Genomic DNA, 24,454 nt, shown 5'->3' on the forward strand with positions numbered 1-24,454 from the left:
CTCGGCACGTGCTGGATCGCGGATCCAATATGCACCCCCAAGATATCCGCATGGAGCTACTGCGATGGAAATGTGGAAGGAATCACAGTTAAGACAAATATCCGACGCCAAAGAAATTAAATCTGCATATGAAATTTCACTCAATCTCGTTAAGAGTCTCGGCTTCACTTTCTGTGCTTTTTCAATTACATCCCCCGCGCAAATGCATCATCGCGACACAGTAAGTTTTAACAACTACCCACACGATTGGAATACGACATATGAACACAACCACTTCTCTGAAATAGACCCAATACTGGCTCATTGCAATCAATCAGAGCTGCCGATTCTTTGGGAGGATGAGGTCTTCTCAAAGGCATCTCAGTTGAGACAGGCTCAAAAAAAACTAGGCTTGCAATATGGCTGGTCACAATCGTTTCATGACTGCAATGGTCTTCGCAGCATGTTTAGCCTCGCCAGAAGCAACAGCCCTGTCACTGCCTATGAATTGTATGAAAATCTGGGTTACGCCATATTCATCAACCACCAGTTGCATGGGCATGCAGCTAAAAAACTGCGTCATCGCCTGCCGACCGCATGCACACCTCATTTGTCGACACGTGAAATCGAAATTTTGAAATTGTCAGCCGACGGCAAGACGGCTTATGAATGCTCCAGAATCCTCAGCATCAGTGAACGCACCATCAATTTCCACGTGCACAGTGCAATCCAGAAATTTGGCGTGAATAACAAGATTGCAGCGGTGATAAAGGCTGTGAGGACGGGGGCCATCTGAATCCACACCATGCCAGGAAAACCTGCGAGTAATCCAACAGAAAAAAACGTACCATTTGCGGCCCCCTGAGTGATGTCGTCTGTAACCTTACGATGAAGTGCACTCGGAGGGCCCCGCCCGCTACAACGCCTCCGGCAGCGGGACACCACACTCGTTGACTACCCAGAGCCTCGCCTCATGCCCCTGCTCGAAACACCCTTCGCCCAACTCGATCTGATCCGTCAGCCAGAACAGCAGAACGAACCGCTGCAAGCTTTCGATGCGGCCGACGAATACCTGCTCAACCATCTCGCTGAACAACACCCCTCGGCCGAGACTCGGGTATTGGTGTTGAACGACAGTTTTGGCGCGTTGGCCGCCAGCCTCGCAGGCAAGGTCCGGGTGGTCAGCAGTGGCGACTCGTTTCTGGCGTTTCAGGGGCTGGAGAAAAATCTGATCCGTAACAACCAGGCATTTGACGCGGTACCGAGCGTGCCCGCCAGCGAAGCAATCAGCGGCCCGTTTGACCGGGTATTGATCCGGGTGCCGAAAACCCTGGCGTTGCTGGAAGAACAACTTATTCGCTTGCAGGGCCAGTTGGCGCCGGGGGCGCAGGTGATTGCTGCGGCGATGATCAAGCATCTGCCACGTGCTGCCGGTGATCTGCTTGAACGCTACATCGGCCCGGTGCAAGCCTCTTTGGCGGTAAAAAAGGCCCGGCTATTAATCGCCACACCTGAAGCAAAAGCCCCTGTCGTGTCCCCCTACCCTTCGCGCTATCAACTCGATGAACCGGCCATTGAACTGCTGAACCACGCCAATGTGTTCTGCCGCGAAGGACTGGACATCGGCACCCGGGCCTTTCTACCGCACCTGCCGAAGAACCTCGGCACTGCGCGAGTCGCGGACCTCGGTTGCGGTAACGGCGTGCTGGCCATCGCCAGTGCGCTGCAAAACCCGCAGGCGCAGTACACGCTGGTGGACGAGTCGTACATGGCCGTGCAATCGGCCGCCGAAAACTGGCGCGCGGCACTCGGTGACAGAGAAGTCATTGTGCGGGCCGGCGATGGCCTCGCAGGGCAGGAGCCTCAATCCCTGGATGTGGTGTTGTGCAACCCGCCGTTCCATCAGCAACAAGTCGTTGGCGACTTCCTCGCCTGGCGCATGTTCCAGCAGGCCCGAGAGGCGCTGGTGGTGGGCGGTGCGCTGTATATCGTCGGCAACCGTCACTTGGGGTACCACAGCAAGCTTGCCCGACTGTTCCGGGGTGTGGAGCAAGTGGCCGCCACGCCAAAATTCGTGATTCTCAAAGCCCGCAAATAAGCACTGAAAAAAAACCCTCCGCGCAGGAGGGTTGTAAATCCGTGTCCCAAGGCAACGGGACGGAGCCTTCAGTGCGTGGTCAGACCTGCCGCATTCATGAACATGCGCATCAGACTGGCCACGATAAACAGCGCGCCGACGCTGCCGACCCAAATCAAGGCCAGCCATCCTAGCCGTTGCCACAGCGGTTTTTTTTCGGCTTCTTCAATGTCGTGCAGCGAATGTTTGCCGGTCATTGCATCAATCCTCAATAGATCGATGGCGCCGGTGAGGGCGCCATCGCGAGCAGGTCGAATCGTCGCTCCCACGGTGTTAGTGATAACCGTCTTCGTGGGTCACCTTGCCGCGGAACACGTAGTAGCTCCAAAAGGTGTAACCCAGGATGAACGGGATGATGAACAACGTGCCGACCAGCATGAAACCCTGGCTTTGCGGCGGTGCAGCAGCGTCCCAGATCGAGATGGACGGTGGCACGATGTTCGGCCACAGGCTGATGCCCAATCCGCTGTAGCCGAGGAAGATCAGCACCAGCGTCAGCAGGAACGGCGTGTAGTGCGCATTGCGGGCGACGGCGCGGATCAGACCGTACATGGTCACCAGCACGAGAATCGGCACGGGCATGAACCAGAACAGATTGGGCAGCGTGAACCAGCGAGCGGCGATTTCGGCGTGGGCCAATGGCGTCCAGATGCTGACGATGCCGATCACCGCCAGCACCACGAAGGCCAGCGGCCGGGCCAGATCGTGCATTTGCTCCTGCAGCTTGCCTTCGGTCTTCATGATCAACCACGTGCAACCGAGCAACGCATAAGCCACCACCAACGCCAAGCCGCAAAACAGGGTGAACGGTGTCAGCCAGTCCAATGAACCACCGGCAAACTGGCGATTGACCACTGGCAACCCATCAATGAAGGCCCCTAATGCCACGCCCTGAAAGAAGGTTGCGGTGACGGAGCCACCGATAAAGGCCTTGTCCCAGAGGTGACGCTTGTTGTCCCTGGCCTTGAAACGAAACTCGAAGGCCACGCCACGGAAGATCAGCCCGATCAGCATCAGGATCAGCGGCAGGTACAGCGCCGAGAGCACTACCGAATAGGCCAGCGGAAAGGCACCAAACAACGCGGCACCGCCCAGTACCAGCCAGGTTTCGTTACCGTCCCACACCGGTGCGACAGTGTTCATCATCACGTCACGGTCGGTCTTGCCGGGAATGAACGGGAAGAGAATCCCGATCCCCAGGTCGAAGCCGTCCATGACCACGTACATCATGATGCCGAAGATGATGATCACGGCCCAGATCAGCGGAAGATCAATACCCATGACTCAAATCTCCTTGGTCAGGCTGTGGTCACTGTCGGCGCCATCATCGTCAGCGGCGGACAGCGGACGGGCCGGTGTGCGTTTCTGGCCAGGGCCACCGTGGTTGGTTTCCTTGCCTTCGTCGATCTTCGGACCTTTGCGCACCAAGCGCATCATGTAACCCAGGCCGGCACCGAACAGCGCGAAATACACCACCACGAACAGAATCAACGTAATGCTCATTTGCATGAAACTATGGTTGGAGGAAGCATCCGCCGTACGCATCAGACCGTAGACCACCCACGGCTGACGGCCGATTTCGGTGGTAAACCAACCTGCGAGGATCGCGATCAGGCCCGATGGCCCCATCCATAACGCCAGATAAAGGAATGGACGCGAGGTATAGAGCTTGTCGCGCTTGCGCAGCCAAAGGCTCCACAACCCGGTGAAGATCATCAGGAAACCCAGGCCAACCATGATCCGGAACGACCAGAACACGATGGTCGAATTGGGCCGGTCTTCAGGCGGGAATTCCTTGAGCGCTGGCACCTGTTTGTCCAGCGAGTGGGTGAGGATCAGGCTGCCGAGGTACGGAATTTCGACGGCAAATCTGGTTTTCTCGGCTTTCATGTCCGGCCAGCCGAACAGGATCAACGGGGTCGGTTCATCGCCGATGTTTTCCCAGTGACCTTCGATTGCCGCAATTTTCGCCGGCTGATGCTTGAGCGTGTTGAGGCCGTGGAAGTCACCGATGACCGCTTGAATCGGTGCCACGATCAGGGCCATCCACATGGCCATCGACAGCATCGTCCGGATCGCCGGGTTGTCCTTGCCGCGCAGCAAGTGCCAGGCCGCCGAAGAGCCGACGAAGAACGCGGTGGCGACGAATGCCGCCGTCGCCATGTGCATCAGGCGGTACGGGAATGAAGGGTTGAAGATCACCGCCAGCCAGTCGGTGGGGATCACCTGACCGTTAACGATTTCGAAACCCTGCGGCGTTTGCATCCAGCTGTTGGACGCCAGGATCCAGAAGGTCGAGATCAGCGTGCCGATGGCCACCATGACTGTGGCAAAGAAGTGCAGCTTGCGCCCGACCTTGTTCCAGCCAAACAGCATGACGCCCAGGAAACCGGCTTCGAGGAAGAAGGCGGTCAGTACTTCGTACGTCAGCAATGGCCCGGTCACCGAGCCGGCGAAGTCCGAAAAACGGCTCCAGTTGGTGCCGAACTGATAAGCCATCACCAACCCGGAGACCACGCCCATGCCGAAGTTGACGGCAAAGATCTTCGACCAGAAGTGATACAGGTCGCGGTAGGTGTCGTTATGGGTTTTCAGCCACAAGCCTTCGAGCACCGCCAGGTAACTCGCCAGGCCAATGGTGATGGCCGGGAACAGAATGTGAAAAGAGATGGTAAACGCAAACTGCATTCGGGCGAGATCAAGTGCCTCTAAACCGAACATAAGTCTTCCTCTGTCAGGTAATACGGCTGCTGGCTGGAAGCCTGCACCCAACGGCCCCCACGGGTATGGAGTGTGGCGAATTCAAATTCGTTCTTTATTTGATAGCATCACAACGCAGGGCGTCTGGCCGGATGGCCGTCGGATCAATTCCTTTTGGGGTTTTGATCTGGATCAATCAACGTTGAAAGAGTAGTCCCATTTCTGTCCATGAACCGCGTGGTCTTTTGCCGCGTGACAAGTTGCCTCATGGCCGCAGACATGCACCGCAATACTTTCCCTGTGGGACCGAGCCTGCTCGCGATGGCGGCGTATCAGTCAATACTCATGCTGCCTGAAACACCGCTTCGCGAGCAGGCTCGCTCCCACGGGGGATTTGGACGATTTCGAGATCGGTGTCTAGCTAACTAAATTTCTGGCGGCCGCAACTTCTAGTTACAGGTTGGTGATAATCTCAGGCCTTCCCTCGATCAAGACTTGCCTCCAGATGCCCAGCCAAGAGCCCTTGCTGTTACGTCACCACCGTCCGTTCCTCGCTTTCTGGCTGGCCCGAGTTTTCACCGCCAGTGGTTTCCAGATGCTTACGGTGGCCATTGGCTGGAACCTCTACCAACTGACCGGCAACGTGCTCGATCTGGGTCTGGTCGGGTTGGTGGAGTTTGTGCCACGCGTGCTGTTCATGCTGCACACCGGGCACGTTGCGGACCGCTATGACCGGCGCAAAGTCGCGGCGATCTGCCAGTCCCTGCAAGCGCTGATTGCCCTGTCACTGGCCATCGGCAGTGCAACCGATCATGTCACCCGGGAAATGATCTTCATCCTCGCGTTCCTGCTCGGCGCCGCGCGTTCCTTCGAAATGCCCACCACTCAAGCCCTTTTGCCGAGTATCGTGCCCAGTGCGTTGTTTCCCCGCGCGGTGGCCGCAGCACAATCGGCGCAACAATCAGCCACCATCGTCGCCCCGGCGCTCGGTGGTTTGCTCTATGCCTTCGGCAGCGTCTGGGTGTATGGCCCGACGGTGATCCTCTACATCATTGCCTGTGTGCTAATGCTCAACCTGCCGGCCCGGCAAACGCCGCTGAACAAGGGCAAGGCGACCCTGGATTCACTGCTGGCGGGCATCCGCTTCATTCGCAGTCGCCCGGACATTCTCGGGGCAATCTCTCTGGACCTGTTTGCGGTCTTGCTCGGTGGCGCGACGGCGCTGCTGCCGGTGTTTGCCAAGGACATCCTGCTCACCGGCCCGTGGGGTCTGGGGCTGCTGCGTTCCGCGCCGGCAGTCGGAGCGTTATTGATGTCGTTGTTCCTGGCGCGATTTGCGGTTGAGCGCAACGTCGGACGGGTGATGTTCACGGCAGTCGGTGTGTTCGGCGTGGCCACCATTGCCTTCGGCCTCTCGACCTCGTTCTGGTTCTCTCTTGCCGTGCTGGTAGTGCTGGGCGCGGCAGACATGATCAGCATGGTGATCCGCGCCTCGTTCGTGCAACTGGAAACCCCGGACGAAATGCGTGGCCGGGTCAGCGCCGTGAACGGCCTGTTCATCGGTGCGTCGAACCAGTTGGGCGAGTTCGAATCCGGGCTGACTGCCCACTGGTTCGGCACCGTGCCAGCAGTGGTCATGGGCGGGATCGGCACCCTGGTGGTGACCGGGGTCTGGGTGAAACTGTTCCCGAGCCTGGCCAACCGCGACCGCATGCATGTGCCGGTGGAAGAAGTGAAGGTTTGAATCGCTTTAAACCAACAATTCCCCCGCCACCGTCGTGCGCGTAGCTTTGCCGCAGAGTTGTTCCACCAATGTCAGGGCAAATGCCAAGGCGGCGCCAGAGCCCTGGGCGGTCACGCAGTTGCCGTCAACGACCACCGGTTGGTCGACAAAGTTGCAGCCCGACAGCTGATGACTGGCCGAGGGCAGGCATGTCATGCGCCGCTGACGCAACACACCGAACTGTTGCAGCGCGACCGCCGGGGCTTCGGCGATGCCCGCGAACAAGCGTCCGGCGGCGGCCTGATCCTTGATCAGTTGTTGCAGGGGTTGATGGGCCGCCAGGTGTTGCGCGCCGACGGCGCCGCCGGGCAAGGCAATCAGGTCGAACGGCTGGGCGAGCAAATCCACCAGCATGGCATCGGCCGTCAGCCGGGTGCCACGGGCGCAGGTGAGCATGCGCCGCCCCTCGATGCTGGCCACCACCACTTCAACGTTGGCACGGCGCAGTACATCGACCAGGGTCACTGTTTGCAGGTCATCGATGCCCTCAGCGAGGGTAATCAAAGCTCTAAAGGTCATGGGGGCAGTCCACAAGATGATCTTTAAAGCTTAGTCAGCTTTCCTGACGCTTGTTCGAGCGCAGCCGTTACTTGATGTAAAGCTGCGTCGACATCGAGTTGCCCGGCGCGTTGATCGAGGTATCGCTGAAGGTGAAGACGCCGTTCTGCTTGCCCGCCAGGTCCAGGACATACAGATAACCGACGGTTTTTCTCCCGACGGTGCACTCGGTCAGATTACCGGTATCAAAAGCACAGACCGGCGTGCGGGTGCCGTTCAGTTCAAACCCGTCCAGCGCGACAAACGCCTCGCGTCCGTAACCCACCTCCAGCACGTAGACCTTGATACTCGGGCCGCTGTGGTCGCAGCGCGTCTGTTCCTGCCCCTCGGCAATGTCTTCAAACCCACAGCCTGGCGATTCGACCTTGAGCACTTTCAATTGGCTCAACGGTGGCGCCATCGCGGCCGAAGCGTTTTGCGCCCCCAACAACAAGGCAAACACGACGCCAATCACGGCGATCACAGGCTTTTTCATGCAATACATAGCGACTCCCAAAACCAGCGCGCAGTATGGCTCACTTCACTTGTCGGCAAAACATCGACGACGATCGCAGCCATAAGCAGCCATAACCCCACGCTGCTGGTATGATGCGCGGCTTTTTCCGGCCCACAGTAATTTCCCAGGCGCGTTCAGCGGTCTGTGCTTTGCTGTTGAGGTCGATACATTCACGGCGCCCGGCGCGCCACGGGGAGCAGACATGCTGGAAAGGCTGTTTCAACTCAAGGCACACAACACCAACGTGCGGACCGAGATTCTGGCGGGCGTCACGACTTTCTTGGCCATGGCCTACATTCTGTTCGTCAACCCGAGCATCCTCGGCGAGACCGGCATGGACAAGGGCGCGGTATTCGTCGCCACCTGTCTGGCTGCGGCCTTTGGCTCCACGGTGATGGGCCTGATCGCCAACTACCCGATCGCGCTGGCGCCGGGCATGGGTCTGAACGCCTTCTTCACCTACACCGTGGTCCTGCACATGGGGCACACCTGGCAAGTGGCGCTGGGGGCGGTGTTCATCTCGGCGGTGTGCTTCTTCCTGCTGTCGATCTTCCGCATCCGCGAATGGATCATCAACAGCATCCCGCTACCGCTGCGCTCGGCGATTGCGGCCGGTATCGGCCTGTTCCTGGCGCTGATCGCCCTGCACAACGCCGGCATCGTCGTCAGCAACCCGGCGACCATGGTCGGCCTCGGTGACCTGAAACAACCGGCCCCGATCCTCGCGACCTTGGGTTTTGCCCTGATCGTTGCTCTCGAAGCCCTGGCCGTACGCGGTGCAGTGCTGATCGGCATTCTGGTGGTCACCATCGTTTCGATCGTGATGGGTTTCACCCCGTTCGGCGGCGTGATGTCGATGCCTCCTTCCCTGGCCCCGACCTTCCTGCAACTGGACATCAAAGGTGCACTGGACATCGGTCTGGTCAGCGTGATTTTCGCCTTCCTGTTTGTCGATCTGTTCGACAACTCCGGCACCCTGATCGGCGTCGCCAAGCGCGCCGGCCTGATGGGCAAGGACGGCCACATGCCGAAAATGGGCCGCGCCCTGATCGCCGACAGCACCGCGGCCATGGCCGGTTCGCTGCTGGGCACCTCGACCACCACCAGCTACATCGAATCCGCAGCCGGCGTGAGTGCGGGCGGCCGCACCGGCCTGACCGCGGTAGTGGTGGCGATTCTGTTCCTGCTGGCGCTGTTCTTCTCGCCACTGGCGGCCAGCGTTCCGGCATTCGCCACGGCACCGGCGCTGCTGTTCGTCGCCGTACTGATGACCTCCGGCCTGGCCGAAATAGACTGGGACGACATTACCGTTGCTGCACCGGTCGTGATCACCGCACTGGCCATGCCGTTCACTTATTCCATTGCCAATGGCATCGCCTTCGGTTTCATTTCCTGGACCGCCATCAAGTTGATGTCCGGTCGCGGCCGTGAGCTGAACCCGGCGCTGGTGATCCTGTCGATTCTGTTCGTGATCAAGTTGGGTTGGTTCAACGCATGACTTTTGATTCCCAGGCCTACGCCGTTCAGCTCGAAGAAAAGGTCACGCGCCTGCGTGACCTGCTGGCCCCGTTCGATGCGCCAGAACCGGCGGTGTTCGACTCTCCGCTGAAGAATTTCCGCCTGCGCGCAGAATTCCGCCTGTGGCGTGAAGGTGGTGAGCGGCACTACGCGATGTTTTCCCAGGAAGACAAACGCACGCCGATCCTGATCGAAGAGTTTCCGATTGCCAGCCTGCGCATCAACGAACTGATGCCGCAGCTCAAGGCGGCATGGAAAGCCAGTGCGGCCCTGAGCCACAAGCTGTTCCAGGTGGAGTTCCTGACCACCCTGGCCGGTGATGCGATGATCACCCTGTGCTATCACCGCCCGCTGGACGAGCACTGGCATGCAGCGGCCTCGAAACTGGCCGCCGACCTGAACGTCAGCATCATCGGTCGTTCCAAGGGCAAACGCGAAGTGATCGGCCACGATTACGTGGTCGAGAAGCTCGAAGTCGGCGGTCGCACCTTCAGCTATCGCCAGCCGGAAGGCGCGTTCACCCAGCCCAACGGCACCGTGAACCAGAAGATGCTCAACTGGGCCTACGACGCTTTGGGTGATCGCCCGGACGACTTGCTCGAGTTGTACTGCGGCAACGGCAACTTCACCCTGCCGCTCGCGACCCGCGTACGCAAAGTGCTGGCCACCGAAATCAGCAAGACGTCGGTCAACGCAGCGCTGAGCAATCTCAGTGAAAACGCGGTGGAGAACGTCACCCTGGTGCGCCTGTCCGCCGAAGAGTTGACCGAAGCGCTGAACGAAGTCCGCCCGTTCCGTCGCCTGCAGGGCATTGATCTCAAGAGCTATGAGTTCGGTAGCGTGTTCGTCGACCCGCCCCGTGCCGGCATGGACCCGGACACCTGCGAGCTGACCCGGCGCTTCGACAACATCCTCTATATTTCCTGCAATCCGGAAACACTGGCAGCGAACATCGCCCAGTTGCACGACACGCATCGCATCACTCAGTGCGCGATGTTTGACCAGTTCCCGTGGACGCATCACATGGAATCAGGGGTATTGTTGACCCGTCGTTGATTGCAATTGCCGATACAAATCAGCCGTCATGACGACGGCTTTTTTGTGGCCGATGTTAAAGACCCGCATCGACCTTGCGCGGGCGCCCGCCTTTTTTGCCATTGGCCCGCGCTGCCTCGGCCTTGGCAACACTGCTCTGACGACCATTGCGCGAGGCGATGACTGAAGACGCCATGTCCATCAGTGGCTTGCTCGCTGAAATCAATCCAGCAATGGAAACCTGTAAATCACGGCCTTCATGGCAGAGAGCGGTTCCTGAAAAGCCGACCTTCAAATCAACGAAATCCCCATCGTCAAAGCCATCAAACTCCGGGTAATTCTTCGCCGGTAGCAACACGCCACTGCCGTCTTCAAAGCCGACGACCAGGCAATGTCCTGTCCAAGTCACTGCTGTCGCATTCAAACCGCTACGACGACTCAACTCACCTCGCTGAATGGCCTGATCCAGTGTTTCTTCGGTGACGGGGCGATCCGCCTGAATGTTCGCCTGTATCGTTTTCATAGTTCGATTTCCACTCCCTCGGCAGCCCCCATCAGGGACAACAACGTCTTGTTCGTTTCCGGCTCGTAGCAGGCCGAGCCAATCAGGTAGGTCGTGCGGGCGATTCGTTTCATCACGACCACTTCATTGCCCTCCCAATCCCACAACTGATTGTCGAGGCAGACGGTGCGCAATTTGCTCCACCAGATGCCACGCGCTCGCCGTAAATGCGCAGGTTGCCCAAGCGCCTGGCGCAATCCCTCCAGCACCGCTGAAGGCGGGCGCTGCAAATGAGGAACGACATCCCAGAGCGCCACGCCGTTGTGCCAGAAACTGAATTTGAAGCGCGCACTCCACGTCCGTGCATCGACGTGGACATGAGGTGGACAATGCTCATCGCGCAGCATGACGACCAATGAATAGCCCTTGTAGCGACATACGTTCATGCTAACCCATCCGTTAGGTTATAGAGTGCAAAGATTCTCCATTCCTTGAAGAACCCGATAATTCGTGCGATCCGGTTTTCAGACTAGCGCTTGAGCGCTTTTTGACTCGCCGTCTCCCGCGAAAAAATAGTAAGCAATCCTTTCACCACGCCCCCAAAACGCCGCTGCTCCAGATAAGCATTGCCACGGCGATTTCATCTACAGTGACGCCATTCAGTCCCTCATTTGATCCCCGGTGTAATCAATCATGCAGCGAGTCTTCGATGATCTTCAGCTGGGCAGCATCGAACTGTTTTGTCTGGCGGCCGAAGCCGGGAGCTTTACCGCCGCCGCGCTGGTAGCGGGCGTGACACCGGCCGCCGTCAGCCGTTCGGTATCACGCATGGAAGAACGCCTCGGCGTGCGGCTGTTCGCGCGCACCACCCGCAGCGTGAAGTTGACCGACAGTGGTCGCCGGTATTACGAGGAATGTCGCCAGGCGTTGGCGCAACTGATCGAAGCCCAACGCGAGGTCATGGGCCAGCAGCAGCAACCGTCCGGCACGTTGCGGATCAGCATTCCCACGACTTATGCGCACCACCGGATTTTGCCGTTGCTGCCGGCGTTTCGGGCGCGCTTTCCCGAGGTAAAGGTCGAGTCGCACATCAGCAATCGCAACATCGATTTCGTTGGCGAAGGCTATGACATGGCCATTCGCGTTCGGGCGATTCCAGACTCTGGCTTGATCGCCCGACATCTGGAGGACGCCGCGCTGGTGCTGATTGCCAGCCCCGAATACCTCAAACGCGCGGGCGTTCCACAAACCCTGGACGACCTGGCGCAGCACGAATGCATTCAATACGAATTGCCCAGCAGCGGTCGGCGGATTGCCTGGTTGTTCAATGACAACGGCGCACCACTGGAGATTCTCGCCGAGGGCAATCTCAGTTGCTCTGACGATGTGCTAGGCGGCGTGACCCTGGCCAAACACGGGGCGGGATTGTTTCAGACGTACCGGTTTATCGTCGAAAACGAACTGGCCGATGGCTCGCTGGTTGAAGTGTTGAAGCCTTACAGCGGACGCTCGCGACCGTTCACGTTGCTGTATCCGCAAAGCCGCCATGTGCCCCTGAAGTTGCGCGCCTTTATCGACTTCCTGGTTGAGCATCTGCCCCGATAAACCTCGAAACTGTCCGATCACCGCCCACAAATCCCGGCTGAAACCTCTCTTTAATTGACCAAACTAACTAGCTAGTACAATTTATCCCCACAGGCTGAACCAACAGCCAATTCCAAAAACAATAAGTGGAGAGACCCTCGATGCCCCCTATCGTTCTGGTGCTCAACGGCCCGAACCTGAACCTGCTCGGCACCCGTGAACCGGCGACTTATGGTCACGAAACCCTGGCAGACATCTCTGCGCTGTGCGGACGTGCCGCTGAAGAATTCGGCCTGGTCGTGGAGTTTCGCCAGACCAACCACGAAGGTGAGTTGCTCGACTGGATTCACGCCGCTCGCGGTCGTTGCGCCGGGATTGTGATCAACCCGGCCGCGTGGACCCACACCTCGGTTGCGATCCGCGATGCCCTCGTCGCCAGCGAACTGCCCGTGATCGAAGTCCACCTGTCGAATGTCCACGCTCGTGAGCCTTTGCGCCATCACTCGTTCGTCTCGGCCATCGCCACTGCCGTGCTGGCCGGTTTCGGCAGCCACGGCTATCGCCTGGCACTGGAACATTTCAGCCTGCAATTGAAGAGGTGAACGCGATGACTCAGCACAACACCGTATTGGCCGGGCTGATCGGCGCCGGAATTCAAGCCTCCCGCACACCCGCGCTGCACGAGCACGAAGGCGACGCGCAGGACATGCGTTACCTCTATCGTTTGATCGACCTGGATCAGTTGCAGCTCGACAGCAGTGCCCTGCCTGATTTGCTAACGGCGGCCGAGCGCATGAGTTTCACCGGGCTGAACATCACCTTCCCGTGCAAGCAGGCGATCATCCCGTTGCTCGACGAACTGTCGCCCGAAGCGCGCGGCATCGGCGCGGTGAACACCGTGGTGTTGAAGGACGGCAAACGCATCGGCCACAACACCGATTGCCTGGGTTTTGCCGAAGGTTTTCGCCGTGGCCTGAAGGATGCTGCCCGTGAGTACGTCGTACAAATGGGTGCCGGTGGCGCAGGCGCGGCAGTGGCCCACGCGCTTTTGAGCGAAGGCGTACAAATGCTGAGTATTTTCGACGTGGAGATCAGCCGCGCGCAGGCCCTGGCGGACAATCTCAATCAACACTTCGGTGCTGGCCGGGCGGTGGCCGGGCATGATCTGCCAAGCACAATGGCCCAAACGGACGGACTGGTGAACACCACGCCGATGGGCATGAAAAAACTGCAGGGCATGCCTGTGCCGGTGGAGTTGCTTCGCGCTGAGTTGTGGGTGGCGGAGATTGTTTACTTCCCGCTGGAAACCGAACTGCTGCGCAATGCCCGCGCGCTCGGTTGCCGGACCCTGGATGGTGGCAACATGGCGGTATTTCAGGCAGTGAAGGCGTTTGAATTGTTCAGCGGCGTAGTGCCGGATGCGCAGCGAATGCTGGCGCACTTTCAGAGCATGAATGGCTGAGTGGATGCAGTGAGGGGGCAATCCCCTCACCTCCTGTCAAGCCTGCAAGTAGCGCAACACCGACTCGCAAATCATCGCCCGATGACGCTGCTTGATGGCTTCGTCCGGCAAGTCGATCTGAAAAATCTCCCCGAAGGTGTGACGGTTCGATACGCGATAGAAGCAGAACGAACTGATCAACAGATGCACATCCAGCGGATCAAGTCCGCTTCGGAATAGCCCCTCCTCGGCACCGCGACGCAAAATCTCGCCCAGTGAATCGAGGATCGTATTGTTCATCGCCTTGATCGCATCGGAGCGCTTCACGTATTCAGCGTTGTGAATGTTCTCGATGCTGACGATGCGTACAAAATCGACATTGCGATCATGGTGGTCGAAGGTAAATTCCACCAGGCGACGAATGGCCTCGACCGGCGCCAGCTCTGTCAGGAGCAAACGGTTTTCGGTGTTGCGAATGTCCCCGTAGAGCTTTTCCAGCACTTCAACGTAGAGCTGCTCTTTACTGCCGAAGTAGTAATAGATCATGCGTTTTGAGGTGTGGATGCGCTCGGCGATTGCATCGACGCGAGCCCCGGAAAGTCCTTGTTGGACGAACTCGACAATCGCCTCTTGAAGGATATTCTCGCGGGTCTTTTCCGGATTGTTTTTGCGGCTTTTGCGAGGCTCGACGATGGGTTCGCCGGGCACTGCGGAGCGTTCTGAAGTCATTGTCATTGCGGGCTCACGGCCATCACTGCACAGGCTGGCGATTATGGGCCGCGCCGCACAGTGAAGGAAGCCGTGCGGCAGCGGTTTGTACCCGTGTTTACGATTTTCCTACAACTTGGCCTGACGGAGGGCACCGCTGCGGGATTTGGCCATCGCTGCCAGTCGAACCGCGACGTTGGCCGCGCCATAGCCGGCATAGCCGTTCTTGCGTTGAATGATTTCAAAAAAGAACCGCCCTTCGAACGGCTCGGTGTACACATGAAACAGTTCACCGCCCTGCGCATCGCGGTCGTACAGCACGTTGTAATAGGCCAGCTCGCTGAGGAACTCGTCATCGAAGTCGAAGCGCGCCGCAAGGTCGTCGTAGTAGTTGAGCGGGATGTCCAGCAACGGCACGCCCGCCTCTTTCGCGCGACTGACTTGCGCAAAGATGTCATCACAATCAAACGCGATGTGGTGCACCCCGGAGCCGCGATAACTCGACAGCGCGTGTGAGATCGCGGTGTTGCGGTTCTCGGAAATGTTCAACGGCAAGCGGATCGAACTGTCGCGGCTGCGCAGCGCACGGCTTTTTACCAGGCCATACGGGTCGGGCAGCACCACTTCGTCGTCGGCTTCGAAATCCAGCAGGCTCTTGTAGAACAGCACCCAACTGTCGAGGCTGTCGGCTGGCAACGCCATGGCCATGTGGTCGATACGCTTGAGGCCGCCACTGGCCACGACGCCAGGATACAGATTGAAGTCGGTGCCATAGACATCGGCTTCCTGGTCCACCAGATAAATCAGGCTGCCATCCGGTGCGCGCACCGCGGCCAGCTCCAATTCATTGGGCCCGACCAGTCCGCGATACGGCTGACCTTTGTAAGCCACGGCCCGGGCCAGCGCACTCGTACTGTCTTTAACCCGCACAGCGGTGGCGCACAGCGACGGACCGTGCGCTTCGAAAAAGCTGTGGGCGAACGAGTAAGGCTCAGAGTTGAGGATCAGGTTGATATCGCCCTGACGCAACAGGCTCACACTCTTGGAGCGATGCTGCCCGGCCTTGACGAAACCCAGCCGCTCCAGCCAATGGGAGAGCTTGGCGCCGAGGCTTTCGTCCACCGCAAACTCAAGAAACTCGATGCCGTTGTACTCGCTGGCCGTCGGGGTCTCGAACAGGATGTCGAGGTTGGTCGCCGGCTGGGCGTCCTGCGCCAGACGCTGGCGGGTTTTCTCTTCGAGGTACAGCAACGAACGCAAACCGTCAGCGGCATTGGCCCGAGGAGGCGCAGCGCGGAAACCATCGTTGAAGATTTCCAGCGACAGCGGTCCGGTGTAGCCACTCTTGATGATCGGCGCAAGGAACCCCGGCAAATCGAATTCGCCCTGGCCCGGGAAGCAGCGGAAATGCCGGCTCCACTCCAACACGTCCATGGCCAGGATCGGCGCGTCGGCCATTTGCACGAAGAAAATCTTGTCTCCGGGGATCTCTGCGATAGCGCTCGGATCGCCCTTCAGCGACAGCGTGTGGAAGCTATCGAGCAACACGCCGAGGTTCGGGTGATCGGCCTGACGGACAATGTTCCACACCTGTTGATAGGTGTTTACGTGACGGCCCCAGGCCAGGGCTTCATAACCGATTCGCAGGCCACGCGCGCCGGCGCGTTCGGCCAGCAGGCGCAGGTCGTCGACGAGGATGTGTTCATCACTAATGGAATCGGCAGATGCATTGCTGCACACCAGCACCAGGTCCGTGCCCAGTTCCTGCATCAAGTCGAACTTGCGCTCGGCCCGTTCCAGATTGCGCGGCAGTCGGTCACGGCGGCACCCTTCGAAGTCTCGGAACGGTTGAAACAGCGTGATCGCGATCCCGAGATCGGCGCACATTTGTTTAATTTCCCGTGGGCTACCGTCGTAGTAGAGAAGGTCGTTCTCGAAAATCTCTACCCCGTCAAAACCGGCGGCGGCAATGGCTTCGAGTTTTTCCGGCAGGGTACCGCTCAAGGACACGGTGGCAATGGAACGCTGCATATTTCGACTCCCGGTGGTGGAGACAGTCTTGTCAGGGCGCTGCACGCTTTATGTAGGAGTACGGCTTGACGGCGATGGCGATCTCGCGGCTGCCATCGCCGGCAAGCCGTGCTCCTACAGGACTGCGTCTTTTTGTGAAGTGAATTATTGGCTGCGTGAACTCACACAGCAATTTAAAGTGTACTACCCGGTTAGTTTTGTGTTCGATTATCGAACAAAATGACCGTTGGCGAATTGACGATTTTTTGTCCACTGCGCAACATCAACTCCACATTGAGCCCGGTCATAAACCATCGGATTCGGTTACCAAAGACCCAGAACACCACATAAAAACAATCGGTGGACTACATGACTCCTTCTCAAAGTTCTCCCGTGGAGCGCTCCTCCATGACTCCTGCCATCGGCGGCATCGGCGACAAGATCCGCGGCGCCATGGCGGTCGGCAAAACCCGTTGGGGCATGCTGGCGCTGGTGTTTTTTGCGACGACCCTGAACTACATCGACCGTGCCGCGCTCGGCGTCATGCAGCCCATCCTTGCCAAAGACATGAGCTGGACGGCGATGGACTACGCCAACATCAACTTCTGGTTCCAGGTCGGCTACGCCATCGGTTTCGTGCTGCAAGGCCGATTGATCGACCGGATCGGCGTCAAGCGCGTGTTCTTCTGTGCGGTGCTGCTCTGGAGCATCGCCACCGGTGCTCACGGCCTGGCCACTTCGGCAGTCGGCTTCATGGTCTGCCGCTTCATCCTCGGCCTGACCGAAGCCGCCAACTACCCGGCCTGCGTGAAAACCACGCGCCTGTGGTTCCCGGCCGGAGAACGCGCCGTGGCCACCGGCATCTTCAATGCCGGGACCAACGTCGGTGCGATGTTCACCCCGATGCTGTTGCCACTGATCCTCCACGTGTGGGGCTGGCAGGCTGCGTTCCTGTGCATGTCGGCGCTGGGCGGTATCTGGCTGATGTTCTGGGGCTTGAAGTACTTCAACCCGGAAGAACATCCGAGCGTTAAACAATCAGAGCTGGACTACATCCAGAACGAAGTCGAACCGGAACAATCCCGCGTATCGTTTTCGACAATCCTGCGCATGCGTGGCACCTGGGCCTTCGCCTTGGCTTACGCGATGACCGCACCGGTGTTCTGGTTCTACCTGTACTGGCTGCCGCCGTTCCTCAATCAGCAATACAACCTGGGGATCAACGTGACCCAGATGGGCATCCCGCTAATCATCATTTACATGACCGCAGACTTCGGCAGCGTCGGCGGAGGGATTCTGTCTTCGTTCCTGATCGGTCGCGGAGTCAACCCGATCAAGGCGCGGCTGATGTCCATGTTCCTGTTCGCCTGCTGCATCATCGGCGTGATCATGGCGGCCGGTTCGAGCAGCCTGTGGGTCGCGGTGGCCGCCATTTCCCTGGCCATCGGCGCGCACCAGGCCTGGACCGCGAACATCTGGAGCCTGGTAATGGACTACACGCCTAAACACATGATGAGTACGGTATTTGGTTTTGGCGGCATGTGCGCTGCCATCGGCGGGATGTTCATGACGCAGTTGGTCGGGCACATTCTGACCGTCACCAACAACAACTACACCGTGCTGTTCACCCTGATTCCGGCGATGTATTTCATCGCCCTGACCTGGATGTACTTCATGGCACCGCGCAAGATTCCTACCGTTACCGAGTAATTGCCCTTCCCCAGGCAGGCCTGATTCCAGGCCTGCCTTTTTGTTTCTCCTACCGACGACTCTGTTGCCACGCTGCCGCCAACCCGCTGCAGCAAATCACCGCGATCCCGACCACAGTGGTCAGGGTTGGCGTGTGGGAAAACAGCAGCCAGCCCAGCAACCCGGCAAACACAATCTGGCAATAACCGAACGGCGCCAGCAGCGCAGGCGCGGCGTAGCGGAACGCCTGAGTCAGAAACAAGTGAGCCGTCATCCCGCAAGCACCCAACGCCACCATCATCAAGCCATGCCCAAAGGTTGGCATTTTCCAGAAGAACGGCACCAGCACACACATCACCAAGGTGTTGCACAGGCCGGCGAAGAAGTTGCTGGTGGTCGGGCTGTCGATGTTGCTGAGCTTGCGGGTGAGCAATTGATAGAAGCAGAAAAACAGCGCCGAGCAGAACGGCAACAGCACCGCAGGCGTGAACAGATCACCGCCTGGGTGGACGATGATCAATACGCCGATAAATCCACAAATAACCGCGATCCATTGGCCACGGGTGACGTGCTCCCCCAACAACGGCACCGACAACGCGGTGACCAGCACCGGCGCAAGAAAATTGACCGCCGTGGCTTCGGCCAACGGGATGTATTGCAAACCGGTGGTGAAAAACAGACTGGTGCCCAACAGGCACAACGCTCTCATTGTCTGCAGCAAAGGCCGCCTGGTACGCAGCACGCTCAGCCCTGATTGCGGCAGAAAAATCCCGGCCATCAACAAGGTGTGAACCATATAACGCGCCCAAACGACCATGACCATCGGGTAAAAGCCCAAGAGGTATTTCGACAAGGCGTCATGGCTGGAAAAGAGGAAGGTGGCGAGAACGATCAGCAAAATCCCTTTGAAGGGGCGGTTTACGCCGGAGAGCGGGGTGCTGACGGTCATATGGGTTCCCTTGTGCCTGGCGAATTCCAATAATTTAGAACCTGGTTCCAGATTCCTATACAAGCATAGGCCGAAAGTGTTCGAACAACGCACAGATTTCAGATGAACAGAATGTGGGAGGTGGAGTGCCCAATTAACTAAACAACTCTGAAGCAAGGCTCGCCGCCGACAACTCTTCGGCAAACGTCAACAACAGCGGTGCCAACTCATGCAACCGCGCGCCCGGCATTCGCGCACTTGGCCCGGCGATGCTCAACACCCCGATCACCCGCCCCTCGCTCGGGTGCCTCACCACGGCAGCAATCGCCGAGGTGCCCACCGCCGAGCTCTCTTCAACCCAGGCATAGCCCTGCTCGCGCGCCAGACGCAGACGCTCCAGCAGTTCAATGTTAGAGCGCGGCGCATTCGGCCCCAGGTCCTTCGGCCGCTCATCGCCCTGACGTTCTACCAGCGACAATGCCTCGGCATCGCTCATGCACGCCAGCCACGCGTGGCCCGAGGCGGTGTAGAACAACGGCGCATCACGCCCCATGTCCGGGTCGTATCGCAGGCCGGACCGGGCTCCTTGAGACTTGGCGATCCAGATCTGCCGCTCGCCCTCAATGACGCCCAGGCGCACCAGTTCGCCGGTCTCCTGCGCCAGGCGATCCAGCACCGGCTGCACGATATCTGTGCCGCTGCCCGCCAGATAACGAAACCCCATCGCCACCAGTTTGGTCGACAGGTGATAGCGCAGGTTATCCGGATTCTGCCGCACGTAACCCAAGCGGATCAGCTCGGCGAGCAAGCGATGGGTCGCGCTTTTAGGGATGTCCAGTTGCTCTGCCAACGTCTGCATCTGCAAGCCGCGGGGGTCACTGGTAAGACTTTCCAGCACACTGAAAACACGTTCGATCTGACTGCCGGCCATGGGAGATTCCACACACAATTTGCCTGATTCTAGAAGATGAACCGTATAACGCGAAATCTGGAACTGAACAGTCGACAAGTACAGGCATACACCCATTCGAGAAAAACCCATCGCCTGACGGAATTCGATGGGCTATCCATGTTCCTACAGTCTGCAAGGTTCCCCCTGCCGCAAAGCTACAGTGCATGCTGGCACACGCAGAAACCCGGACGACCGGACTGGCGTCGCTTCCGCACACCAGCAACACTCATCCCCACGGACAATCAGAGGATTCCCACATGCTATGGAAAAAAGGCCGACGCAGCGACAACGTGGTCGATGCCCGTGGTGATGATGTCGGCAGTGGTGGCGGTGGGATGCGTTTCGGTGGCGGCAAAGGACTGAGCCTGACCGCGATCCTTCTGATTGTCGGGATTGGATGGATTACAGGCCAAGACCCGCTGCAAATCCTCGGACAGCTCACCGGTCAAATGAGCGAGCAATCGGCGCCAGCCACCCCCCAAACCCGCAAGGCGCCGCCGGCCAATGACGAAGGCGCCGAATTCGTGCGTTCGATTCTCGGTGATACCGAAGACACCTGGGGTCAGATTTTCCAGCAGGCAGGTCGGCAATATAAGGACCCGACCCTGGTGCTGTTCAGCAATCGCGTCAATTCCGCCTGTGGTCTGGCGACATCGGCAACCGGTCCGTTCTATTGCCCGGCCGACCAGAAGGTCTATCTGGATATGGCGTTCTTCCAGGAAATGTCACAACGCTTTTCCGCCGCCGGCGACTTCGCTCAGGCCTACGTGATCGCTCATGAAGTTGGGCACCACGTTCAGACCTTGCTCGGTGTTTCAGCGAAAATTCAAACCGCACGCCAGCAAGGCCGACAGATGGAAGGTGATGGCGGTTTACTCGTGCGCCAGGAATTGCAGGCCGACTGCCTGGCCGGGGTCTGGGCCAACAATGCACAAAAGCGTCTGAACTGGCTGGAACCCGGCGATATCGAAGAAGCCTTGAACGCTGCCAATGCCATCGGCGATGACCGCTTGCAACAGCAAGGTCAGGGTCGCGTGGTGCCGGACTCGTTTACCCATGGCACGTCAGCGCAAAGGGTGCGCTGGTTTAAAACCGGATTTGCACAAGGCCAGGTGGGCCAGTGCGATACCTTTGCGGCGAAAAACCTGTAAATGAATAAGTGGCTGTTAGCTGTACTGTTTACCTGTGCAAGTACCCAAGCCGCCGAGCAGGGGGTCAAGGCAGTCAGCCCCGGTCGGCTGTTGCTCAAAGAAGGCGAGATGGCGGTGAGCCTCGGCGCGGCGCCGGCGAAAATCGAACGTGTGCTGATCATCATCCACGGCCGTTTACGCAACGCTGAAACCTACCGCGAGAGCGCTGAGCAGGCAGCTGAACTGGCAGGACAAAGCCAAACCACTCTGGTGATCGCCCCACAATTCCTCAATGAAACCGATGTAGCCCTGCATCCAGTGGCGGACTCCGTACTGCGCTGGCAGGGCAACGACTGGATGGCCGGCGGTTTATCCACAGCCCCGTTTGCACTGAGTTCCTATGGGGCACTGGATCAGATCATTGCGAGGGTCAGCGACCGGCAACAGTTTCCGGATGTGAAACAAATCGTCATCGCCGGCCATTCCGGTGGTGCCCAAGTGGTTCAGCGTTATGCCTTGTTGGCTCACGATCAACCAACGCTTACCGCTGCCGGTGTGAAAGTCCTTTATGTAGTCGCCAACCCGTCCTCGTATGCGTATTTCGATGAGCGGAGGCCCATGGCGTTCGATCACGCGAAATGCCCCGGTTTCAACCGCTGGAAGTACGGTCTGACAGATTTACCGCTCTATGCCAGTGGGCAAACCGCGCCGCAGATTGAAGGCAATTACGTCAAGCGTGACGTGATTTATCTACTCGGGCAGCAAGACATCGACCCGCAGCATCCCGCGCTGGACAAGGGGTGCGAAGCTGAAGCCCAGGGGGCTAATCGCCTGGCTCGGGGGCACAACTATTTTGATTATTTGCTGCGTCGCAATCCACGCGGGGTGAACCAGCAACTGGTCGACGTGCCGGGGGTTGGGCATAACGGGGATGGGATGTTTACGTCGCCGGAGGGGCAGAAGGCGTTGTTTGGGCAGTGAGTGATGGGGTGCCTGATCTGACGCCTTCGCGAGCAGGCTCGCTCCCACATGGGTTCTCTATGGAATACAAAATTGTGTTCACTGAAGATCCACTGTGGGAGCGAGCCTGCTCGCGAATAGGCCCTCAAGCCAACAGCATTTCGCGCAACGCCACGCAATCCGCTGCATGCCAATCCGTCAGTTCCGGCCACGGGTTATCCGGCAAATTCACCAACACCGTCCGCGCTCCCGCCGCCCGCCCGCAATCCAGATCAAACCGGTAATCACCGACCATCACCATCTCGCTCGCCGGCACGTTCCAGGCCTCGGCCAGTTTCAGCAAGCCGCCGGGATGCGGTTTAGGCGGTGCTTCATCACGCCCCAACACGTCCTCCACCGCAAAGCAGTCGGCCAGGCCGATGGCCTCCAGCGTGACGTGCGCCAGCTCCCGGGCATTGCGCGTCAGAATGCCCAAGCGATAGCCGCGTCCGGCCAATTCACGCACCAATTCCACCGCACCCGGCGCCGGTTTCGAACCCAGCGCCAGATCACGTTCGTGCTCCAGCAGCCACGCATGTTTAGCCGCCGCTTCATCGGCCGGCAAGGCCGCGAGGTGCGTCAGGATGTCGTCTTCGGCCGGGATCGCCAATGCCACGCGAATCGCTGCGAAGTCATGCACGGCTACTGTCAGGGTGCCGTCCATGTCGAACACCCAATGGCGCACCTCGGCCAGGCTCATGCCCAATCCTTGCGATGACGAATCAGGCCTTCCTGCGTGACCGAAGCCACCAGTTGCCCGGCCCGGTTGAACACGCTGCCACGGTTGAAGCCACGGGAATTGCCGGCCCACGGGCTGTCCATCGCGTAGAGCAACCAGTCATCGGCGCGCAGATCCTGATGGAACCACAGTGCGTGATCGAGGCTGGCGACCTGCATGTCTTTGTGCCAGACCGTTTTGCCATGGGGCTGCATCGAGGTGACCAACAGACCGAAATCCGACGCATAGGCCAACAAGTATTTGTGCAGCGCCGGCGAGTCGGCCAAGGTGCCGTCGGCACGAAACCAGACGTATTTGATCGGGTCAGAGGGCTGCGGGTTGTAAGGATCTTTTTCGGTCACTGGGCGGAATTCGATCGGTTTCGGGCACAGCAGCTTTTCGCGCATGTGCTCGGGGATCAGGTGCGCATGCTGCTGGGTGAGCTCCAGTTCCGAGGGCAGGTTTTCCGGTCCGACCACAACCGGCATCCGGGCCTGGTGCTCAAAGCCTTTTTCGTCGTACTGGAACGAGGCGCTGCAGGTGAAAATAGGGTTGCCCTTCTGGATCGCCGTCACCCGGCGCGTGCTGAAACTGCCGCCGTCACGCACCCGGTCCACCTGATAAACCACCGGCAACGCGGAATCGCCAGGCCTCAGGAAATACCCGTGCATGGAATGCACATGCCGCGCTTCTTCAACCGTCTGACTGGCTGCCGACAGCGACTGACCGATCACCTGACCGCCGAACAACTGGCGAAAACCCAGGTCCTGGCTGCGCCCACGGAACAGGTTTTCTTCGATTGGTTCCAGGGTCAGTAAATCGACCAGATCATCCAATACTTGGCTCATTCAGACTCTCCTCAAGCAAAACTTTGCCGCGCAGTCTTGGCTGCGACGGTCGATTCAATTTCTGGCCCGGGCCAATCATATGGAAGCCATTGTAAACGTCCGCGTCGGCTTATCCATGCAAGGTTTGCAGCCATTGTTCACGGGTGATGCGGTACAGCACATGGTGACGCAGGGGATGGTCGGCCGCGAGCTTTGGGTGCTCAAAGTCATCGGCTGAATCATGGTGCATTCCAATCGCCTGCATGACTTTCTCGGAAGGGGTGTTGGTTTGAGTGGTGAAGGACACGATTTCTTTCAGCGCCAACCGGTCAAACCCGCAACGCAGAGCCGTCCACGCCGCTTCATTGGCGTAGCCCAATCCCCAATGCTCGCGGGCCAGGCGCCAGCCGATTTCAGTCGCCGGGGTGAAAGGCGCGTCGAAGCCAACCACACCTAATCCGGTAAAGCCGATGAACTGGCCGGTATCTTTGCGTTGCAGTGCCCACAGGCCAAAACCATGCTCGGCAAAATGCCCGCGTATTCGCCCGATCAGCGAAGCACTTTCCAAACGACTCAACGGGGTCGGGAAATATCGCATCACCTGCGGATCGGCACACATCGCCGCAAATTCCGGCAAATCCTCATCGCGCCACTGCCGTAACAACAATCGCGCGCTTTCGAGTTCCAGTATTGGCTCCATTGCGTTCCCCCTTTCCATGCCGCAAGTCTACATCGCTGGTAGGATCCGTCTCTCATTCCC

General features: G+C 58.8%; 25 protein-coding genes. 11 read left to right on the plus strand and 14 right to left on the minus strand.

Features of this window, described 5'->3' with window-relative positions; all coding sequences use genetic code 11:
* Positions 1-64: 64 nt before the first annotated feature.
* Together AC3ISI_RS25020 and AC3ISI_RS25025 are read left to right on the plus strand one after the other, a co-directional pair.
* Positions 65-775 (plus strand): autoinducer binding domain-containing protein, encoded by a 711-nt coding sequence (locus AC3ISI_RS25020; protein WP_489334257.1) that lies wholly within the window; start codon positions 65-67, stop codon positions 773-775.
* A gap of 177 nt (positions 776-952) precedes the next feature.
* A complete protein-coding gene (locus tag AC3ISI_RS25025) occupies positions 953-2,077 on the plus strand; it encodes a methyltransferase (RefSeq protein WP_489334258.1) in 1,125 nt (374 codons plus the stop codon).
* A gap of 68 nt (positions 2,078-2,145) precedes the next feature.
* Here the strand turns inward: AC3ISI_RS25025 and AC3ISI_RS25030 are convergent, their stop codons facing one another.
* From AC3ISI_RS25030 to AC3ISI_RS25040, 3 genes are all read right to left on the minus strand, one after another.
* Positions 2,146-2,313 carry a DUF2474 domain-containing protein gene (locus tag AC3ISI_RS25030; RefSeq protein WP_116029815.1) on the minus strand — a complete coding sequence of 56 codons (168 nt, stop codon included), beginning with the start codon at positions 2,311-2,313 and terminating at the stop codon, positions 2,146-2,148.
* A 76-nt stretch (positions 2,314-2,389) separates the two neighbouring features.
* Positions 2,390-3,397 (minus strand): cytochrome d ubiquinol oxidase subunit II, encoded by a 1,008-nt coding sequence (cydB, locus tag AC3ISI_RS25035; protein WP_489334259.1) that lies wholly within the window; start codon positions 3,395-3,397, stop codon positions 2,390-2,392.
* A 3-nt stretch (positions 3,398-3,400) separates the two neighbouring features.
* A complete protein-coding gene (locus AC3ISI_RS25040; RefSeq protein WP_489334260.1) occupies positions 3,401-4,837 on the minus strand; it encodes a cytochrome ubiquinol oxidase subunit I in 1,437 nt (478 codons plus the stop codon).
* A 484-nt stretch (positions 4,838-5,321) separates the two neighbouring features.
* On the opposite strand from AC3ISI_RS25040, the gene AC3ISI_RS25045 reads away from it, so the two are divergent.
* A complete protein-coding gene (locus tag AC3ISI_RS25045) occupies positions 5,322-6,560 on the plus strand; it encodes an MFS transporter (protein ID WP_489334261.1) in 1,239 nt (412 codons plus the stop codon).
* Positions 6,561-6,566: 6 nt separating this feature from the next.
* Here AC3ISI_RS25045 and AC3ISI_RS25050 read toward each other — a convergent pair whose 3' ends face one another.
* The gene (locus AC3ISI_RS25050; protein ID WP_489334262.1) at positions 6,567-7,118 is read right to left on the minus strand and encodes a DJ-1 family glyoxalase III; all 552 of its coding nucleotides are present in this window, start codon (positions 7,116-7,118) and stop codon (positions 6,567-6,569) included.
* 67 nt (positions 7,119-7,185) lie between these two features.
* Positions 7,186-7,632, minus strand: coding sequence for a DUF4879 domain-containing protein (locus AC3ISI_RS25055; protein WP_489334263.1), 447 nt, complete (start codon positions 7,630-7,632; stop codon positions 7,186-7,188).
* A 223-nt stretch (positions 7,633-7,855) separates the two neighbouring features.
* Between AC3ISI_RS25055 and AC3ISI_RS25060 the strand changes: the two genes are divergently transcribed.
* The gene (locus AC3ISI_RS25060) at positions 7,856-9,151 is read left to right on the plus strand and encodes an NCS2 family permease (protein ID WP_489334264.1); all 1,296 of its coding nucleotides are present in this window, start codon (positions 7,856-7,858) and stop codon (positions 9,149-9,151) included.
* Positions 9,148-10,227 carry a tRNA (uridine(54)-C5)-methyltransferase TrmA gene (gene trmA, locus AC3ISI_RS25065; RefSeq protein WP_489334265.1) on the plus strand — a complete coding sequence of 360 codons (1,080 nt, stop codon included), beginning with the start codon at positions 9,148-9,150 and terminating at the stop codon, positions 10,225-10,227. Before AC3ISI_RS25060 ends, trmA begins: the two co-directional genes overlap by 4 nt.
* A gap of 55 nt (positions 10,228-10,282) precedes the next feature.
* Here the strand turns inward: trmA and AC3ISI_RS25070 are convergent, their stop codons facing one another.
* Positions 10,283-10,729, minus strand: a complete 447-nt coding sequence (locus tag AC3ISI_RS25070) for a DUF2442 domain-containing protein (protein ID WP_489334266.1) — start codon at positions 10,727-10,729, stop codon at positions 10,283-10,285.
* Positions 10,726-11,154: a DUF4160 domain-containing protein gene (locus tag AC3ISI_RS25075; protein ID WP_489334267.1), complete on the minus strand. Its 429-nt coding sequence runs from the start codon at positions 11,152-11,154 to the stop codon at positions 10,726-10,728. The genes AC3ISI_RS25070 and AC3ISI_RS25075 overlap by 4 nt, the downstream gene beginning before the upstream one ends.
* A gap of 247 nt (positions 11,155-11,401) precedes the next feature.
* Between AC3ISI_RS25075 and AC3ISI_RS25080 the strand changes: the two genes are divergently transcribed.
* From AC3ISI_RS25080 to AC3ISI_RS25090, 3 genes are all read left to right on the plus strand, one after another.
* Positions 11,402-12,313 (plus strand): LysR family transcriptional regulator, encoded by a 912-nt coding sequence (locus tag AC3ISI_RS25080; protein ID WP_489334268.1) that lies wholly within the window; start codon positions 11,402-11,404, stop codon positions 12,311-12,313.
* Positions 12,314-12,453: 140 nt separating this feature from the next.
* Positions 12,454-12,894 carry a type II 3-dehydroquinate dehydratase gene (gene aroQ / locus AC3ISI_RS25085; RefSeq protein WP_489334269.1) on the plus strand — a complete coding sequence of 147 codons (441 nt, stop codon included), beginning with the start codon at positions 12,454-12,456 and terminating at the stop codon, positions 12,892-12,894.
* A gap of 5 nt (positions 12,895-12,899) precedes the next feature.
* Positions 12,900-13,754: a shikimate dehydrogenase gene (locus AC3ISI_RS25090; RefSeq protein WP_489334270.1), complete on the plus strand. Its 855-nt coding sequence runs from the start codon at positions 12,900-12,902 to the stop codon at positions 13,752-13,754.
* Positions 13,755-13,790: 36 nt separating this feature from the next.
* Here AC3ISI_RS25090 and AC3ISI_RS25095 read toward each other — a convergent pair whose 3' ends face one another.
* The gene (locus tag AC3ISI_RS25095; protein ID WP_489334271.1) at positions 13,791-14,468 is read right to left on the minus strand and encodes a TetR/AcrR family transcriptional regulator; all 678 of its coding nucleotides are present in this window, start codon (positions 14,466-14,468) and stop codon (positions 13,791-13,793) included.
* A gap of 102 nt (positions 14,469-14,570) precedes the next feature.
* Positions 14,571-16,472, minus strand: coding sequence for a 3-dehydroshikimate dehydratase QuiC (gene quiC / locus AC3ISI_RS25100; RefSeq protein ID WP_489334272.1), 1,902 nt, complete (start codon positions 16,470-16,472; stop codon positions 14,571-14,573).
* Between the two features lie 387 nt (positions 16,473-16,859).
* On the opposite strand from quiC, the gene AC3ISI_RS25105 reads away from it, so the two are divergent.
* Positions 16,860-18,161, plus strand: coding sequence for an MFS transporter (locus AC3ISI_RS25105; protein ID WP_489334273.1), 1,302 nt, complete (start codon positions 16,860-16,862; stop codon positions 18,159-18,161).
* A 49-nt stretch (positions 18,162-18,210) separates the two neighbouring features.
* On the opposite strand, the gene AC3ISI_RS25110 is transcribed toward AC3ISI_RS25105, so the two are convergent.
* Both AC3ISI_RS25110 and AC3ISI_RS25115 read right to left on the minus strand, forming a co-directional pair.
* Positions 18,211-19,089, minus strand: a complete 879-nt coding sequence (locus AC3ISI_RS25110; RefSeq protein ID WP_489334274.1) for a DMT family transporter — start codon at positions 19,087-19,089, stop codon at positions 18,211-18,213.
* Positions 19,090-19,222: 133 nt separating this feature from the next.
* Positions 19,223-19,999 carry an IclR family transcriptional regulator gene (locus tag AC3ISI_RS25115; protein ID WP_489334275.1) on the minus strand — a complete coding sequence of 259 codons (777 nt, stop codon included), beginning with the start codon at positions 19,997-19,999 and terminating at the stop codon, positions 19,223-19,225.
* 278 nt (positions 20,000-20,277) lie between these two features.
* Between AC3ISI_RS25115 and ypfJ the strand changes: the two genes are divergently transcribed.
* Entirely contained in the window at positions 20,278-21,171 is an 894-nt protein-coding gene (gene ypfJ, locus AC3ISI_RS25120) for a KPN_02809 family neutral zinc metallopeptidase (protein ID WP_489334276.1), read from the plus strand.
* Positions 21,172-22,131, plus strand: a complete 960-nt coding sequence (locus AC3ISI_RS25125; protein ID WP_489334277.1) for an alpha/beta hydrolase — start codon at positions 21,172-21,174, stop codon at positions 22,129-22,131.
* A 124-nt stretch (positions 22,132-22,255) separates the two neighbouring features.
* Here AC3ISI_RS25125 and AC3ISI_RS25130 read toward each other — a convergent pair whose 3' ends face one another.
* The 3 genes from AC3ISI_RS25130 to AC3ISI_RS25140 form a co-directional block, all read right to left on the minus strand.
* Positions 22,256-22,849, minus strand: a complete 594-nt coding sequence (locus tag AC3ISI_RS25130; RefSeq protein WP_027924249.1) for an HAD family hydrolase — start codon at positions 22,847-22,849, stop codon at positions 22,256-22,258.
* On the minus strand, positions 22,846-23,715 hold the full coding sequence (gene tesB / locus AC3ISI_RS25135; RefSeq protein WP_489334278.1) for an acyl-CoA thioesterase II: 870 nt from the start codon (positions 23,713-23,715) through the stop codon (positions 22,846-22,848). The genes AC3ISI_RS25130 and tesB overlap by 4 nt, the downstream gene beginning before the upstream one ends.
* A gap of 109 nt (positions 23,716-23,824) precedes the next feature.
* Positions 23,825-24,394 carry a GNAT family N-acetyltransferase gene (locus AC3ISI_RS25140; RefSeq protein ID WP_489334279.1) on the minus strand — a complete coding sequence of 190 codons (570 nt, stop codon included), beginning with the start codon at positions 24,392-24,394 and terminating at the stop codon, positions 23,825-23,827.
* Positions 24,395-24,454: the final 60 nt, after the last annotated feature.

The organism is Pseudomonas sp. GL_139_B, assembly GCF_057834475.1.

What these genes read in the sequence shown, in the direction of transcription:
- trmA (WP_489334265.1), top strand. Translation starts at nt 9,148, where the DNA reads ATGACTTTTGATTCCCAGGCCTACGCCGTTCAGCTCGAAGAAAAGGTC.
- AC3ISI_RS25105 (WP_489334273.1), top strand. Translation starts at nt 16,860, where the DNA reads ATGACTCCTGCCATCGGCGGCATCGGCGACAAGATCCGCGGCGCCATG.
- AC3ISI_RS25110 (WP_489334274.1), bottom strand. Translation starts at nt 19,089, where the DNA reads ATGACCGTCAGCACCCCGCTCTCCGGCGTAAACCGCCCCTTCAAAGGG.
- AC3ISI_RS25070 (WP_489334266.1), bottom strand. Translation starts at nt 10,729, where the DNA reads ATGAAAACGATACAGGCGAACATTCAGGCGGATCGCCCCGTCACCGAA.
- AC3ISI_RS25025 (WP_489334258.1), top strand. Translation starts at nt 953, where the DNA reads ATGCCCCTGCTCGAAACACCCTTCGCCCAACTCGATCTGATCCGTCAG.
- AC3ISI_RS25020 (WP_489334257.1), top strand. Translation starts at nt 65, where the DNA reads ATGGAAATGTGGAAGGAATCACAGTTAAGACAAATATCCGACGCCAAA.
- AC3ISI_RS25075 (WP_489334267.1), bottom strand. Translation starts at nt 11,154, where the DNA reads ATGAACGTATGTCGCTACAAGGGCTATTCATTGGTCGTCATGCTGCGC.
- AC3ISI_RS25060 (WP_489334264.1), top strand. Translation starts at nt 7,856, where the DNA reads ATGCTGGAAAGGCTGTTTCAACTCAAGGCACACAACACCAACGTGCGG.
- AC3ISI_RS25130 (WP_027924249.1), bottom strand. Translation starts at nt 22,849, where the DNA reads ATGAGCCTGGCCGAGGTGCGCCATTGGGTGTTCGACATGGACGGCACC.
- AC3ISI_RS25140 (WP_489334279.1), bottom strand. Translation starts at nt 24,394, where the DNA reads ATGGAGCCAATACTGGAACTCGAAAGCGCGCGATTGTTGTTACGGCAG.
- AC3ISI_RS25115 (WP_489334275.1), bottom strand. Translation starts at nt 19,999, where the DNA reads ATGGCCGGCAGTCAGATCGAACGTGTTTTCAGTGTGCTGGAAAGTCTT.
- AC3ISI_RS25045 (WP_489334261.1), top strand. Translation starts at nt 5,322, where the DNA reads ATGCCCAGCCAAGAGCCCTTGCTGTTACGTCACCACCGTCCGTTCCTC.
- AC3ISI_RS25050 (WP_489334262.1), bottom strand. Translation starts at nt 7,118, where the DNA reads ATGACCTTTAGAGCTTTGATTACCCTCGCTGAGGGCATCGATGACCTG.
- AC3ISI_RS25090 (WP_489334270.1), top strand. Translation starts at nt 12,900, where the DNA reads ATGACTCAGCACAACACCGTATTGGCCGGGCTGATCGGCGCCGGAATT.
- AC3ISI_RS25040 (WP_489334260.1), bottom strand. Translation starts at nt 4,837, where the DNA reads ATGTTCGGTTTAGAGGCACTTGATCTCGCCCGAATGCAGTTTGCGTTT.
- AC3ISI_RS25080 (WP_489334268.1), top strand. Translation starts at nt 11,402, where the DNA reads ATGCAGCGAGTCTTCGATGATCTTCAGCTGGGCAGCATCGAACTGTTT.
- ypfJ (WP_489334276.1), top strand. Translation starts at nt 20,278, where the DNA reads ATGCTATGGAAAAAAGGCCGACGCAGCGACAACGTGGTCGATGCCCGT.
- tesB (WP_489334278.1), bottom strand. Translation starts at nt 23,715, where the DNA reads ATGAGCCAAGTATTGGATGATCTGGTCGATTTACTGACCCTGGAACCA.
- AC3ISI_RS25055 (WP_489334263.1), bottom strand. Translation starts at nt 7,632, where the DNA reads ATGAAAAAGCCTGTGATCGCCGTGATTGGCGTCGTGTTTGCCTTGTTG.
- aroQ (WP_489334269.1), top strand. Translation starts at nt 12,454, where the DNA reads ATGCCCCCTATCGTTCTGGTGCTCAACGGCCCGAACCTGAACCTGCTC.
- quiC (WP_489334272.1), bottom strand. Translation starts at nt 16,472, where the DNA reads ATGCAGCGTTCCATTGCCACCGTGTCCTTGAGCGGTACCCTGCCGGAA.
- AC3ISI_RS25030 (WP_116029815.1), bottom strand. Translation starts at nt 2,313, where the DNA reads ATGACCGGCAAACATTCGCTGCACGACATTGAAGAAGCCGAAAAAAAA.
- cydB (WP_489334259.1), bottom strand. Translation starts at nt 3,397, where the DNA reads ATGGGTATTGATCTTCCGCTGATCTGGGCCGTGATCATCATCTTCGGC.
- AC3ISI_RS25125 (WP_489334277.1), top strand. Translation starts at nt 21,172, where the DNA reads ATGAATAAGTGGCTGTTAGCTGTACTGTTTACCTGTGCAAGTACCCAA.
- AC3ISI_RS25095 (WP_489334271.1), bottom strand. Translation starts at nt 14,468, where the DNA reads ATGACAATGACTTCAGAACGCTCCGCAGTGCCCGGCGAACCCATCGTC.